Raw genomic sequence first — 13,694 nt, 5'->3', positions numbered from 1 at the left:
GGAAAGAAGCCCACCCCGAATAAAACGGAGGGACTCCCATTTTGATTCGGTAACCTGGCGACCTTAGTAAAAAAGCAACATTTACCTTAGGACATGGCTTTGCGTCTCTACGTTTCCATAGATTTGCCTTTTTCTTCTTTTCTTTTTAAATATTTTCTATATTACGTCCACTTTATATGAAATTATTGTTTTTTTCACCGAAAAATGGGTGTAAAGATTCATGCGTTATGCCGAATGAATCACATAATAATTTACGATATTTACCGAAAATAACTAATAATAGTTGCGTTCAACCGAAAAGAATCGACTAAATACCGCAAAAATTTCATGTTTTCCCTTAAATTTTGCAAATATGACCGAAAATGTAGGATAGAGGTCTCCTTCCACCCTCCACAATTTCTTAAATCTTAAGAACTATATTCCCTAAAAAATTGAAAATATTTACCGTAAAAACAACACAAAAAGAGCTGCCATTTCAAATGACAGCTCCCTTGTTTCTTCATTATATTTACATCACCTTAGACAGGCCAATTGTTTTTTCAATAATGAGCAACGCAATGATAGAAATGATAATAAATATGACAGATATCGCATTGACACTCGGATCAAAGGTTTGCTCAATGTAATTAAACGTCCTGACGGGAATCGTAATCGTTTGGGGAGAGGAAACGAACAAACTGATCGATATTTCCCCAAATGACGTCACGGCAGAAAATACCCCACCTGCAATAATTCCTGGCTTTATCAAAGGCAGCGTCACTCGAAAGAATGTGCGAATGGGTCCTGCGCCAAGATTCATTGAAGCTAGCTCAAGCCGCGGATCCAAATTCGAGACACTGACACCTACTGTTCGAACCACATAGGGAAAGCCAATGATGACATGACCTATGACAAGCGCCCACAAAGATCCCGTAAACCCCATAGCCGTAAACAAATAGAGCATGGCAATCCCTAACACTACTTGAGGAATCATAAGAGGTGACAAAATGAAGGCTTGAATCGCCTCTTTTCCCTTAAAGGAAAGCCTTGCTAAAGCATACGAAGCCATCGTGCCTAAAAGAACCGTGAGAGGCGTTACGATGAATAGCAAAATCACACTGATACGCAGAGACTCCATCCATTCTGGATTCGACACGACCTCTTGAAACCAACGAACAGAGAATGAAGTCGGCGGAAATTCAGGAAAGGCATTTGGACTAAAAGCAGATAGGACAATGACAAGAACAGGTATGGTTAAAAAGAGATAAACCAATGATCCAGCAGTCCAAATCAGGATGGAAAGCAAGCGATCACCAAATGATTTTTTACGCATGCATCCTCGCCTCCCAGCGCTTCAATAGATAGCTTAATAAACTGACCACCACAAGCACACAAACCAATAACGTAAAGGACATCGCTGCAGCAAGAGGCAAGTTATACACCTGCATGACCTGCTGATAAATAGACAGCGGTAGCAGCGGCTGCATTCTTCCGCCGACTAAGAGCGGAGTGATATAGCTCCCAGCCGCCAGCGAAAAGACAATAATAGCCCCAGTCACCATCCCTGGAATGGTCAATGGAAAGGTCACATGAAAGAAGGTTCGAATTCGTCCAGCTCCTAGACTCATAGAAGCCGATCGTAAATGACGATCCATATCAGTTAAGCTCGTCGCAATAGGCAGCACTGCAAAAGGCAGCATGACCTGGACATAAGCAATAATCACCGCATTCATATTCCACAGCATAGAGAGCGGCTTCTCAATCACATGTAAATCTAATAACATGCCATTGATCAGACCATTTTGTGAAAGAAGGACAATCCATGCAAATGTCCGAATCACAACGCTTGTCAAAAGCGGCGAGACAAGTAAGATATAGAAAAATGCCCGCAGACGCGGATGAGGTGCCTTGACGAGCACGTATGCCGCAGGGTATGCCATCAATAAACAAATCACCGTTGTCTGTAAGGCTACCCACACTGTACTTCCAATCGCCTTCACATACGCATCTGTCGTGAACACATGAATATATTGAGAAAAGCTATACGTTTGTAATGTGTTCATCATTGAATCCACATCACGAAAACTGAGCACGAACATCATCACAAGCGGCGCTAGAAGAAATACAACAAGAAACAAACACGCCGGCAGCAGCATGAACCAATGAAATCGCTGATTCTTTTTCTTGATACGCATCACGTATGCACCTTCGAATCTAGGAAAACGATATCTTCAGGCTGCCAATTGATATGAATAGCTTCTCCAGCTTTCGGCAGCTCTGGAAATGCTGCATCAGAAGCATGAACAATCATTTCACCGCTATCGAGCCCCACCACCAAACGTAATGAGTGACCAATATAACTGACATCAGTCAGCACACCTGATACATGGTTGGACTGAATGTCTTCCCGCTCAGAAGATATGTTGATTCTTTCCGGACGGAGCATGAGTAAATGCTTCTCCTTCTTCTCTTGGTGTGCCGCTGCCTTTAATTGAACTTCCTGCCCGTTTGACTGGATTAAATGAGGAACGATAAATGCAGCTTTCGCTTCATCATAGACCGCCTCAAATAGGTTCACTTGTCCGATAAATTCAGCAACAAATCGATTGTTCGGCTGGCGGTACACCTCTAAAGGCGTCCCAATCTGCTGGATTTTCCCCTCTCCTAAAATCCCAACCCGATCAGAAAGACTTAATGCTTCCTCTTGATCATGGGTCACGAGAATGGTGGTAATTCCGACATTCCTTTGAATATTTCGAAGCTCTGTCTGCATATTTTTTCTTAGTTTTGCATCTAGGTTGCTGAGCGGTTCATCAAGAAGAAGAACAGATGGCTGAATCGCAAGCGCCCTTGCAATCGCTACCCGCTGCTGCTGTCCACCACTTAATTGATGCGGCATACGTTTCGCAAACGCTTCTAATTGCACAAGAGACAAACTCTCCATTACCTTCTCTTTAATTTCTGCCTTCTTTTTCTTTTGAACCTTTAACCCATACGCCACATTATCAAATACGGTCAGATGCGGAAAGAGTGCATAGCTTTGAAAAACCATACCCGTTTTTCTTTGATAAGGCGGTAAATTCGTCACATTCTGATCACCAATATAGACGACACCTTTTGTTGGCTCTAAAAAACCGCCAATGATGTTTAATAACGTTGATTTCCCGCAGCCACTAGGACCAAGAAGGGAGAAAAACTCCCCCTCATTCACCGTAAGACTGACATCGTTAAGAGCAATCTGCTCGCCGAAATGCTGGCTAATATGTTCTAAATGGATTCCACTCATACGATCACCTATTTTCCTCCGCCTAATACTTCGTTCCATCGATTTGTCCAATTGCCCAGCTCCGAAGTTGCTGTTTCGTAATCTACCCAAGTCAGCTTGCTATAATAATTCTCTCCAACCTTGACCTTCCCCTTAATCTTGTCACCGTATTTCACATCAGAATTCGACATGCCATAATAAGATACTGCCGAGAAAGCCTCTTGAGCTTCTTTTCCACTTAAATAGTTTAATAGTTTGTAAGCCGCTTCTTCATGCTGACTTCCCTTCGTTAAAGCCCAGCTCGCAACTGCTGCAACAGCGCCTTCTTTCGGATATGAGAAACCAATATTCATTCCTTCTTCTTCAAGTGCAAATGCTCGTCCATCCCAATATGGAACTGCTGCGACGTCACCACGTTCTAACAAGGTTTGAATAGACCCTGGATTGTCTGGAAAAGCAGCTACATGCCCTTTTAATTGCGAAAGGCTTTTAAAGGCTTTATCAATATCCTTAGGATTTGATTCTGTCCCCCCTTGAGCATGAACAAGCGCAGAGAAAAATTGCAGCCCGGCTGAATAAGTCGGGGATGAAATCGCTACCTTCCCTTTTAGCTGACTGCTCCATAGGTCTGTCCAGCTGTTTGGTTCCTGCTTTACGAGGTCTTTTCGATAAGCAATTCCAAGCTGACCCATACTAAAGCCTGCTGCATATTGTTTTCCATCAACAGTGAGCTTCTTTTGAACAGAACGGTAAAGTTTTTTGACATTCGGTGCTTGATCTTCATCGATAGGCGCAAGAACGTTTGCTGCAATGCCTCTTTGAATCGTATCAGGCTGTAAAATAAGCAGGTCATACGGTGGATTTTTACCATTTGACGCTTTTAATTTTGTAAACCATTCAGAATCCGCACCAGAGACGGTTTGGACTTTAATTCCCGTATCTTTTTCAAACTTTTCGAGGATCGGTTTGATATTCTTTTCCCAATCGCCTCCGTATACGCCAACGATTACAGTCTGCTGCTGTTTACCTTGATCCTGTCCATTCCCACCGCAAGCTGTCAGCAGTAGAATCATTGACAGAACACCTGCAAAAATAGTGATTAATCTTCTTTTCATGACTCATTTCCCCCTTTTTGTCCATCCATATGACGAAGTGCTTGAATAATATCTTTCTTTGTTAACGGCTCATTTCTATGACTGAAATATTGATGAACTGCATGTTTATAATGTGTACGTTCATTGGCTGGGTAGGAACGCAGCCGCACAGCAAGCTCGCTGCTGGCTTCATCCGTCCATACTTTCTCATAAGCTTCTCTGTGTTCTCCAACATCCCACATGATATTAGCAGGATGATTACCCTTTTCACGAAGCAGATTCGTTTGCTCCTCATCAATCTTCCATTCATTTTGGTCTAGATACACTTTAACGCCATATTGCTGCAGCGCTCTTTCTTCACTTAATAAACCTGCTTCCACTTCATGAAGGACTTTTTCTTTCTCTCTTGCAAATGGATTTCCCCAGCCGCCTCCACTTGGTGATATCAATTGCACAATTTCGCCTTTTTCAAGACGTAGAACATCTATTTTCGGCTGGTCTTGTTTTTCACCTTTTGTTGTGACTAGTTTGACCTCACCGATAGCTCCCGCGCGGCCGCCCATTAGCCCCCAAGGCTGAAACTTCATCCGTTCCATCCCTCGTGCGGTCACCATGGATTCAGGCTTGATCATTTCAAATTCCAAACCAATCGCATGTCCGCCTCTGTTTTCTCCTGCTCCGCCTGTGTTTGGCAAAAGCTCATATCGGTGAACATGAATATCAATATGCTGTTCTAAACTCTCAATGGGTGTATTTTTCAAAAAGCCAGACGAATGATCAATACCATCTACTCCATCCGTTCCATTTTGAGCACCGCCGCCTCCGCCTAATGGTTCAACAACAGACATTTTCCTGCCACCTGTTTGATTATCAGGAACGGAGAGAACAACAATTGCAGATTGACCTGCACCTGCTGCCGGCACCGCTTCAGGTAACAGCTTACCAATGGCGCCTAGTACGACATTGTACAGCCTCATCGTAATTGAATGCCGAATACCAACAGAAGCCGGGTATTCTGGATGCACTAACGTCCCTTTAGGTGAAATCACTTCAATCGGATATGTGATTCCGCCATTAATCGGTATAAAGGGATCTTTACTAATAATGTAATTAATCAATCCTTGATATAGGAAGGAATGCTTCTGACCATTGGTGACAAGGTTAAAAGCTGTTTTCACTTGTGGGTCACACTCAGAAAAATCAAGTGTCAGCCGCTTTCCTTTCACCGTTAACTTGATTTTCAACCGGATCGGCACATCCGAGATCATATCATCATCTAAATAATCAGCGAATTCACTCGTTCCGTCCGGAATGGCTTCAATGACCTTTCCTGCACGAACCTCAGATTGTTTCAGGAGGTCCATCATTCCTTGTTTCACTTCATTTATTCCAAATTTCCCGATCATTTCTTTTAACCGAATTTCTGCTGTATTTACTGCAGCAATCATTGCATTGATATCCCCATCATTTAAATGACTGGCTCGGCTGTTGGCTCTTAAAAAAGTACGAACGACCTGATTCTCTTTTCCGCCTTCATAAATTTTCACTGGCGGTATTCTTAATCCTTCTTGATGAACATCTGTCGCTGTCGGTGAAATACTTGAGGGCACAAGTCCGCCCACATCACTTACATGAACAAAAGACCAAGCATAGCTGACAATTTCACCATCTACGAAAATCGGCTTAATGATATGGACATCTGGCAGGTGAGTTGCTAAACCATCTGTCGTATAAGGGTCATTTGTGATGATAATATCTCCTGGCTGCATCGGTCCGCTCTCTTCAATCGCTTTTTTAAGACTCAGCCCTAAAAAGATCGTGACACCCACTGTCTTCGGATAAACAAAGAAATCTCCAGAAGGCGTGGCTAACGCTGTCGCAAAGTCAGCTGATTCTTTGACGAAAGTCGTAAAAGACGTCCGCTCAATGACATGTCCCATGCCAGATGCAATTGCATTAAAATAACTACGCATCATCTCAAGCTTTGCTGGATCAGTTCTCATGTAAAGCCGCCTCCCTTGAAATCACCAAGTTCCCTGATTGATCAATGCTGCCTGCCCAATTTGGCAGAATCAATGTTGTCGTATCATCCTGCTCAATGATGGCAGGTCCATTAATGACAGAGCCTACTGACAAAGTATCTCTGTAATAAATAGCTGCTTCATATTCTTTTTCTTCCATAAAGATTCGCCTAAATTCATGTGGCTTCAAAGATTGTCCGCTGCTTTCATGAACAGTTGTGAAAGGCAGCGGCGGCGTCTCGCCTATGACTCGAACTCGTAAATGAGTAAACTCGATGTTCGCCTGATCATCTCTATGACCATATTGACGCTGATGTAGTTTGTGAAAGGCTTCAATGAGTTGATGGATATCTTGTTCTTGCTTCAGCCATTCAGCTGATAATGGTAATTCAATCTCAAAGGCTTGTCCTTGATAACGTGCATCTGCCAATAATAGTATGGATGTCTGTTTAATATGCTGAATGTTCTGCTGGCTGAACCAATCAGTCGCTTTTCGAGAAAGCATCTCATAATCTTTTTTTAGTTGATCTATCGAGTAGTCTTTTAAACATATTTTCTTCGACAGTACCGCATCATGAATAAAGTCAGCGTTCAGGGCACCTAATGCACATAATGTTCCTGGACTTGGAGGAACGACCACGTTTTTCGCATGAATTTCTCGCGCAAGGAAATTCGCTACAACCGGTCCTGCTCCGCCAAACGCTAGTAAACTAAAATCTCTTGGGTCAAACCCTTGCTGCTCCATGACATTGCTTAATTCTGTGTACATATTGGCGACAGCTACTTGAATCAGCTGGTCAGCCGCTTCTTCTACCGTTTTGTTGAGCTGGTCAGCAATTGGCTGAAAGGCCTTTTCCGCCGCGGACAGCTGTAGTTGTAAATGTCCTCCGGCAAAACGCTCTTGATTGAGATAACCACATATGAGGAACGCGTCAGTTAAGGCGGCTTTCATTCCCTTTCCATACGAAGCTGGTCCCGGCTGTGAGCCAACTGATTCTGGTCCTGCTTTGAGAAGCCCGCCCTGATCAATCCATGCAACAGAACCCCCGCCTGCCCCTATTGAATACATCGCAACAGATGGAAGAATGATCGGAAAACCTGAAAGCTGATTTGACTGAGCCATCGTAGGCTGTCCATTTTGAATAATGGAGATATCTGCACTCGTCCCCCCCACATCAAACGTGATCAGATTGGATTCGTTTGCAGCGGCTGCAATTCTTGCCGCACCAATGACACCAGCTGCCGGACCAGAAAAAAGTGTTTTAACAGGTGAAGTTGCTGCACTTTCTGCATCCATTAAACCACCATTTGATTGTGTAATGTATGGAGAAATTGGTACACCTTCTTCTTTCAAACGGCTTTTCAATGTTTGTAAATACTGTTTCACCTTTGGTTGGATATACAAATTGACAACAGACATCACAGTACGCTCGTATTCTCTCATTTGGGGCCATAATTCAGATGAAGTAAGGACTTCTAATTGCGGATAATGGTGTTTGATATAGGCTTTTGCCTGTAATTCATGAACTGGATTTTGATAGCTATGTAAAAAAGAAATGACAATACCTGCTAGCCCTTTAGACATGACCTGCTGGACAGCCTGATCTAATTGCTGCAGATGGAGAGGTTTTTTGATCGTACCATCGTGTATCAACCTTTCAGAGATTGGATATACATGCTTTCGTGGTATCAATGGTTCTGGCAAACGAGAATTGAAGTCATAAGGAATGGGTAATCGTAAACGCTGTAGTGACAATATGTCTTGAAAGCCTTCCGTCACAAAAAGGGCCAAATCTGCTCCTTTTCTCTGCAATAATGTATTAAGACCGATTGTCATGCCATGTACGAGATATTGGATTTTAGCTAAATCAACACCTCTGTCTTTTAGAAGTTTTAGCCCATTGATAATTCCCTGAGCTGGGTCGTCAGTCACTGTGGGTGTTTTGAGTTCAGTTAGCGCCCCTGTTGCTTCATTCATCAGCGATAAGTCAGTAAATGTTCCGCCTATGTCTATGCCAAGCCGATAAGAGACATCCGCCATTTGTACTTCCCTCCTACAATGTAAATAGAACGATATTTTGATAAATTACGACATTTTTTGATATTTGACTCCATATTATTAAAGCATATCGGTCTAGTCAATTTTATTTTTTTAAAATTTCTGTGTGTTAAATTCTTGAAATTAGCCCAAAAAGCAGTGATAAAGCCATTTTGATAAAGCATAATCTTTTTATGAACTGAAAAATTAAAATTTTTATGAATTTTTACAAATGTGAAAAGCAAGAAAACGGATAAAAACCGTTTTTCGAACTTTAAAAGGCGTTTTTTCAAAACCAGGAGAAATTGGTAAGTAATTCTGCTATACTTCTGTTTACAAAATACGCAAACAAGAAAGAGAGCTAGCATCTATGAAACTTCTTAAAATCATTCTCTTGCTTTTACTGATCGTCGTTGGTGTAGCAACAGGCTATATTCAGCTGGAGCAAAGTAAACAAGAGACGACGAATTCATCTTATGACAAGACCATTCACTTCCCATCAGAACGTTACCCTGAAACCGCGAAGCACATAGAAGAGGCAATTGATGAAGGGCATTCATCCGTATGCACGATTGACCGTAAACATAGCGATGAACAAAGAGAACAATCACTTCATGGCATCCCAACAAAGCGCGGGTATGATCGGGACGAATGGCCGATGGCGATGTGTAAGGAAGGAGGAACAGGAGCTTCAGTCAAATATATTAGTCCTTCAGATAATAGAGGAGCCGGCTCATGGGTCGGTCATCAATTATCGGATGATCCTGACGGCACAAGAATACAATTTATCATCGATTAACGCCATTTCCCTTTTCTATCTAAAAAAATTTCCTCGTAACTGCATTCAGGTATTTCAAACATTTTTTTCATGCCGATAATCCTTAAGGAGGTTTATCCTACCTTATACCTAAAGGAGTCAAAAAGCATGAAGAAAAAGGGAAAACTGAGGCTTGGTGCCAAAATTTTGCTGATCTTTTTAAGTGTCATCATCATCTTTTCAGCAATTGTTGGTTATGTGGTGAATCGGGAAATGACAGAAAACATCAAGCACATGGCCACTGAAAAAGCAAAAGGTGATTTAAAGCTAGGCTATGCCTACCTAGATGAAAAAGTAGCAGGCTCGTGGCAGATAAAAGATGGAAAGCTTTACAAAGGGAATACCCAAATCAATGATCATGATACATTGGTCGACCATTTAGCAGAATACACCGATGATACCGTCACAATTTTCCAAGGAAATACCCGTGTCGCAACAAATGTCATGTTAAACGGAAAACGAGCTGTCGGTACACAAGTTTCACCAGAAGTGAAGGCCACTGTATTAGATAAAGGTGAAAACTATTACGGCACAGCAAATGTTGCAGGGAAAGACTACCAAACGGCTTATATGCCGATCAAAAATGATGCAGGCGAAACGATCGGTATTTTTTATACTGGCGCCAACCAAAGCATGATTTCACAAATGCTTCAGTCATTCTACATTCAATTTTTCATAGTTCTGTTGTTAAGCCTAATCGTTGCTGTGATCATTATTTCTATTTTCACAAAGCGGATTCAAACCCGTCTCAAGCGTATGGCTTCTGCCATTAAAAGTGCAGGTGAAGGAAATTTAACCATCAATGTGACAGATACAGCAGGCGACGAACTGTCTGATCTGGCTGATCATTTCAATAAAATGCGGGAAAAACTAAATCACACCATTCTTAATGTGATGAACACGTCTGAATTAGTGGCAACTTCATCTGAACAGCTGTCAGCTAGTGCAGAAGAAACAAGTGCAGCATCCGAAAAAATCACCCATAGTATTCAAGAAGTTGCTCAATCATCAGAAGAACAGTCAGCTCAAATGACAACAAGTGAGCACACGATGATTCAAGTATCTAACGAGTTGGCAAACATCACGGAAAATGCGGGGCAAATGGCTTCAAGAAGTCAATTTGCACAAGAAATCGCCCTAAAAGGTGTACAGAATATTGGGGAAGTAAACTCACAAATGACATCTATTGCAAAATCAATAGAGGAAAATGGGACAGCCATTCAAGCATTAGAAACACGTTCGGCTGAAATTGATCATATTTCCCATGTTATTACAGACATCGCTAACCAGACCAACCTGCTTGCTCTTAACGCAGCAATTGAAGCAGCACGAGCAGGCGAGCATGGGAAAGGATTTGCAGTTGTCGCAGACGAAGTAAGAAAGCTCGCTGAAGAATCTCAATCATCATCAAATATGATTTCCCATCTCATTTCTGAAATCCAAAAAGAGATGACTCATTCAACTAATGCGATTAAACGAGTAAGAGAGGAAGCGGCTCAAGGGACTGTACTTATTTCTCATACAGAAGAATCATTTATTGATATTCAGCAGTCAATGAGAGAAATGGCAGATGGTATCAAGCATTTATCTAGTGCATCACAAAAAATCGTAGCTTATACAAACGATGCGAAACGATCCTTTGCCACTATTACAGAAGGGGTTAAACTAACAAGTGAACATTCACAACAAGTAGCCGGTTTAACAGAAGAACAATTTGCCGCAATGGAAGAAGTAACTGCTTCATCAGAAGCTCTTGCCCATTTAGCAGGAGATTTAAAAGCAATGGTTTCACAATTTCACATCTAGATTCCTCATATAGAAGCGCAAGACGGCGACAATCGTCTTGCTGCCTAACATTCTCTTCAAGAATCACTCTTTCAACCATTCACATTCCAACGAAAATCTATGTATAAAGGAGTTTTTTAAATGAATAACTTAAACCAAGCCTATTCCCTATCTATCTCCTATCACCAAATCACCGTATACACCGGAAGCAAAACACCACCTGTGATTGACTGGTCAGATGATGACATTCTTCAAGGTTTCGCCATAGGAGATCACGGTGTATCCTTTGAAGGGGTCAACAACGGAAAAGCATCTGTTACCGTAACTTTAAATAGCAATATGCCCCCAGCTTCGGCTGATAGAACGGTCACAGTGCCTTTTACGCATGCAAGCGATCAAGTTTATATCACAAGCGTCATGGCTCAGGTGCTGTCTTTCCCTATTCCAAAGGGAGACTATCAGCTCACATGCTATACTTCACAGCAGGCTGATCAAGACCTTTATCATATGAATTTCCAAACGGTGTAGGTCACGACTGATCGTACAAATCAAGCCACTTTTCCGCAAAGTCTACCGATTCTCTCACCGGTAATAAATATGAACTGGCAAGCCCGATTTGACCGTGATGATGAGTGCCTCCCGATAGAAGAAAGTCACGGCCGATCTGCTCAAATAGTTCTTCTCTTGTGATAATATCTTGGTATTCTTTCCATACCCTCCATCCATTTTCTAAGATGGGAGCTCCTCTTGTCATGAGGTCTTGCTGAGGGATGCGATATTCAGCCAGATGGAAAGCTGTCAGACTTTCAAAAGACGTACCAATCAGCAGCACCTGAGCCTGAACATCATACATGCGGGCTAGAGGCGAATGTTCTCCTAATCCAAAAGAAAGTGCGTGGTGTTTCAGAAGCTCATGTTTCTTTTTCCCCCAGGCCGTGAATGAAAAATGAGGATGATTGCTTCTCGCCACGCCCGGGTATTTCCAAAACGTTTCCGCTACCTTTCCCATTGCTGTTGGCATCGAGTAAGCTGGATCAAATGCAGGCATCGTGTCTTTGATTGATTTCCACCATGAAAAAGGAACAGGCGGATCGATCCAATCAGCGGGCTCAGAAAGCTCTAACGTTTGTGCCGGCATGATTAGTGTCCCCTCTTCTGTTAAGGTTTCCATCAATGCTTGTATGAGGGCGACAGCGCCTCCGTTTACCCATCCAATAGATGATAAAGATGAGTGAACACATAAAATCATGCCTTTTTTCACACCAAGTTGAACCAAGTCTGCTTTGATTTTTTCCTTTGTCACCGGTTCAGCTTGATTTTGGATTAATTTTTTCATCGTTTCCTTATCCTCCTGCGTCTCTTTTCTTACTGCTGAATGAGACGCTTAACCGCAATAGACAGTTTATAATTTGCGTAATTTGTCAGCTCCGTTAAAAACAGATCCAGTTCATCATGACTGGAGAAATGACCTTCAGCCATATAACAGCCCTCACCACTTATTTTAAATAAATTCTTGATCTCTTCCTGTCGGTCGAGAAAGGACAGAAGCGGTTCGTGATGATGACTGCGGGTATAGAGCTGCATAAATGTTTGAATGGTCTTTTGCGTCCGCCAGTCAATCGAAATGGTATATGCTTCAATCACACCCTCTTCTTCAAGCTTTAACACACGATTTGCAACAGCTTGACCCGTTAAATGAACTTTTTCACCTAGCGCTTTCATAGTTAATCGGCTGTTTTTTGAGAGCTCTTTTAATATATCCAAATCGGTTTGGTCTAACATTGGCTCACCTCTTTCAAAAATCAAGTCCTTCTGATGAAAGACTTTCATTACCCTCTGTCACATGGAACTCTTTTAATATACTGTAAACTTAAGCAGAAAAAAAGGAGGCCTTTTCATGAAAATCACACTCATTCGGAATGCTACTTTCTACCTTGAATATGGTCAGGCAACTTTCTTCATTGATCCCTTTTTAGCAGCAAAAGGAACATATCCACCGTTTCCTCATACAGCCAATCAACATTTGAACAATCCGATTGTTGATTTGCCTGTAAACATTGACATAGACAACATGCTACACCCAGATGCTGTCTTACTCACTCATTTGCACGTGGATCACTTTGATGACGAGGCGAAACAAAAATTAGACCAAGACCAACCCATTTATACGCAATCGGATAATGACAAAAAAGAAGTTGAAGAGGCTGGTTTCCAGCATGTCACATGCATTGAAGATGAAATAGACATTTATGGTGTTCATATTCAGCGGACAGGTGGACAGCATGGGACAGGAGAAATTGCAAAGCGGATGGGACAGGTCAGCGGTTTTGTTTTCTCTCACCCTGATGAACCTACCCTTTACATTGCAGGTGATACCATTTGGTGTGATGAGCCGAAGGAGGTTATCAATACTTGCAAGCCAGATGTCATTGTGGTCAATAGCGGAGCTGCTCAATTTTTAGAAGGCGATCCGATTACGATGACGAAGGAAGACATTTTAGACGTTCACCGTTCTCACCCAACTGCACAAATTGTCGCTACTCACCTTGAGGCAGTGAATCATTGCTTACTAACAAGAGCCTCTTTACAAGCTTACATTCAGGAGCATCAAGCAGCACAAGCCATTTTTGTCCCTAACGATGGTGAAAGTCTCTCCTTCTGAATAGATTGATAAACAATAAAAAACCGGCACCTC

The 13,694-nt window shown here is 42.1% G+C and carries 12 protein-coding genes and 1 riboswitch; of the genes, 4 read left to right on the top strand and 8 right to left on the bottom strand.

The features are described from left to right. Positions 1 to 45: 45 nt before the first annotated feature. Positions 46 to 138: riboswitch (cyclic di-GMP riboswitch) on the bottom strand. Positions 139 to 508: 370 nt separating this feature from the next. Genes MHH54_RS02015 through MHH54_RS01990 form a run of 6 tightly spaced genes read right to left on the bottom strand, consistent with a single transcriptional unit; the run spans position 509 to position 8,400 of the window. After that, positions 509 to 1,312 (bottom strand): ABC transporter permease, encoded by an 804-nt coding sequence (locus tag MHH54_RS02015; protein WP_065098779.1) that lies wholly within the window; start codon positions 1,310 to 1,312, stop codon positions 509 to 511. Beyond that, a complete protein-coding gene (locus MHH54_RS02010; RefSeq protein WP_003214329.1) occupies positions 1,305 to 2,174 on the bottom strand; it encodes an ABC transporter permease in 870 nt (289 codons plus the stop codon). The genes MHH54_RS02015 and MHH54_RS02010 overlap by 8 nt, the downstream gene beginning before the upstream one ends. After that, on the bottom strand, positions 2,174 to 3,265 hold the full coding sequence (locus tag MHH54_RS02005) for an ABC transporter ATP-binding protein (protein WP_003213858.1): 1,092 nt from the start codon (positions 3,263 to 3,265) through the stop codon (positions 2,174 to 2,176). The genes MHH54_RS02010 and MHH54_RS02005 overlap by 1 nt, the downstream gene beginning before the upstream one ends. 8 nt (positions 3,266 to 3,273) lie before the next feature. After that, a complete protein-coding gene (locus MHH54_RS02000) occupies positions 3,274 to 4,359 on the bottom strand; it encodes an ABC transporter substrate-binding protein (RefSeq protein ID WP_003214282.1) in 1,086 nt (361 codons plus the stop codon). Then, positions 4,356 to 6,341, bottom strand: coding sequence for a hydantoinase B/oxoprolinase family protein (locus MHH54_RS01995; RefSeq protein ID WP_339161148.1), 1,986 nt, complete (start codon positions 6,339 to 6,341; stop codon positions 4,356 to 4,358). The genes MHH54_RS02000 and MHH54_RS01995 overlap by 4 nt, the downstream gene beginning before the upstream one ends. Next, positions 6,331 to 8,400: a hydantoinase/oxoprolinase family protein gene (locus MHH54_RS01990; RefSeq protein WP_003214320.1), complete on the bottom strand. Its 2,070-nt coding sequence runs from the start codon at positions 8,398 to 8,400 to the stop codon at positions 6,331 to 6,333. The genes MHH54_RS01995 and MHH54_RS01990 overlap by 11 nt, the downstream gene beginning before the upstream one ends. Positions 8,401 to 8,767: 367 nt before the next feature. On the opposite strand from MHH54_RS01990, the gene MHH54_RS01985 reads away from it, so the two are divergent. From MHH54_RS01985 to MHH54_RS01975, 3 genes are all read left to right on the top strand, one after another. Next, on the top strand, positions 8,768 to 9,196 hold the full coding sequence (locus MHH54_RS01985) for a NucA/NucB deoxyribonuclease domain-containing protein (protein WP_003214307.1): 429 nt from the start codon (positions 8,768 to 8,770) through the stop codon (positions 9,194 to 9,196). A gap of 126 nt (positions 9,197 to 9,322) precedes the next feature. Continuing rightward, a complete protein-coding gene (locus MHH54_RS01980; RefSeq protein WP_003214067.1) occupies positions 9,323 to 11,020 on the top strand; it encodes a methyl-accepting chemotaxis protein in 1,698 nt (565 codons plus the stop codon). Positions 11,021 to 11,140: 120 nt separating this feature from the next. After that, positions 11,141 to 11,527 (top strand): competence protein ComJ, encoded by a 387-nt coding sequence (locus MHH54_RS01975; RefSeq protein ID WP_003213827.1) that lies wholly within the window; start codon positions 11,141 to 11,143, stop codon positions 11,525 to 11,527. Between the two features lies 1 nt (position 11,528). Here the strand turns inward: MHH54_RS01975 and MHH54_RS01970 are convergent, their stop codons facing one another. Next, a complete protein-coding gene (locus tag MHH54_RS01970) occupies positions 11,529 to 12,335 on the bottom strand; it encodes an AAC(3) family N-acetyltransferase (RefSeq protein WP_003214338.1) in 807 nt (268 codons plus the stop codon). Between the two features lie 29 nt (positions 12,336 to 12,364). Continuing rightward, the gene (locus MHH54_RS01965) at positions 12,365 to 12,781 is read right to left on the bottom strand and encodes a winged helix-turn-helix transcriptional regulator (RefSeq protein ID WP_003214483.1); all 417 of its coding nucleotides are present in this window, start codon (positions 12,779 to 12,781) and stop codon (positions 12,365 to 12,367) included. 115 nt (positions 12,782 to 12,896) lie between these two features. Between MHH54_RS01965 and MHH54_RS01960 the strand changes: the two genes are divergently transcribed. Further along, positions 12,897 to 13,661, top strand: coding sequence for an MBL fold metallo-hydrolase (locus MHH54_RS01960; protein WP_003213935.1), 765 nt, complete (start codon positions 12,897 to 12,899; stop codon positions 13,659 to 13,661). Positions 13,662 to 13,694 lie beyond the last annotated feature (33 nt).

The sequence above is a fragment of the Bacillus sp. FSL K6-4563 genome (genome assembly GCF_038630405.1).
GTDB lineage: Bacteria > Bacillota > Bacilli > Bacillales > Bacillaceae > Bacillus > Bacillus pumilus.
The sequence above is the reverse complement of the archived record's forward strand: the minus strand, read 5'-3'. Positions and strand labels throughout refer to the sequence as shown.

Coding starts and splice junctions, on each gene's coding strand:
- MHH54_RS01960 (WP_003213935.1), top strand. CDS start 12,897: ATGAAAATCACACTCATTCGGAATGCTACTTTCTACCTTGAATATGGT.
- MHH54_RS02000 (WP_003214282.1), bottom strand. CDS start 4,359: ATGAAAAGAAGATTAATCACTATTTTTGCAGGTGTTCTGTCAATGATT.
- MHH54_RS02015 (WP_065098779.1), bottom strand. CDS start 1,312: ATGCGTAAAAAATCATTTGGTGATCGCTTGCTTTCCATCCTGATTTGG.
- MHH54_RS02005 (WP_003213858.1), bottom strand. CDS start 3,265: ATGAGTGGAATCCATTTAGAACATATTAGCCAGCATTTCGGCGAGCAG.
- MHH54_RS02010 (WP_003214329.1), bottom strand. CDS start 2,174: ATGCGTATCAAGAAAAAGAATCAGCGATTTCATTGGTTCATGCTGCTG.
- MHH54_RS01980 (WP_003214067.1), top strand. CDS start 9,323: ATGAAGAAAAAGGGAAAACTGAGGCTTGGTGCCAAAATTTTGCTGATC.
- MHH54_RS01975 (WP_003213827.1), top strand. CDS start 11,141: ATGAATAACTTAAACCAAGCCTATTCCCTATCTATCTCCTATCACCAA.
- MHH54_RS01995 (WP_339161148.1), bottom strand. CDS start 6,341: ATGAGAACTGATCCAGCAAAGCTTGAGATGATGCGTAGTTATTTTAAT.
- MHH54_RS01965 (WP_003214483.1), bottom strand. CDS start 12,781: ATGTTAGACCAAACCGATTTGGATATATTAAAAGAGCTCTCAAAAAAC.
- MHH54_RS01990 (WP_003214320.1), bottom strand. CDS start 8,400: ATGGCGGATGTCTCTTATCGGCTTGGCATAGACATAGGCGGAACATTT.
- MHH54_RS01970 (WP_003214338.1), bottom strand. CDS start 12,335: ATGAAAAAATTAATCCAAAATCAAGCTGAACCGGTGACAAAGGAAAAA.
- MHH54_RS01985 (WP_003214307.1), top strand. CDS start 8,768: ATGAAACTTCTTAAAATCATTCTCTTGCTTTTACTGATCGTCGTTGGT.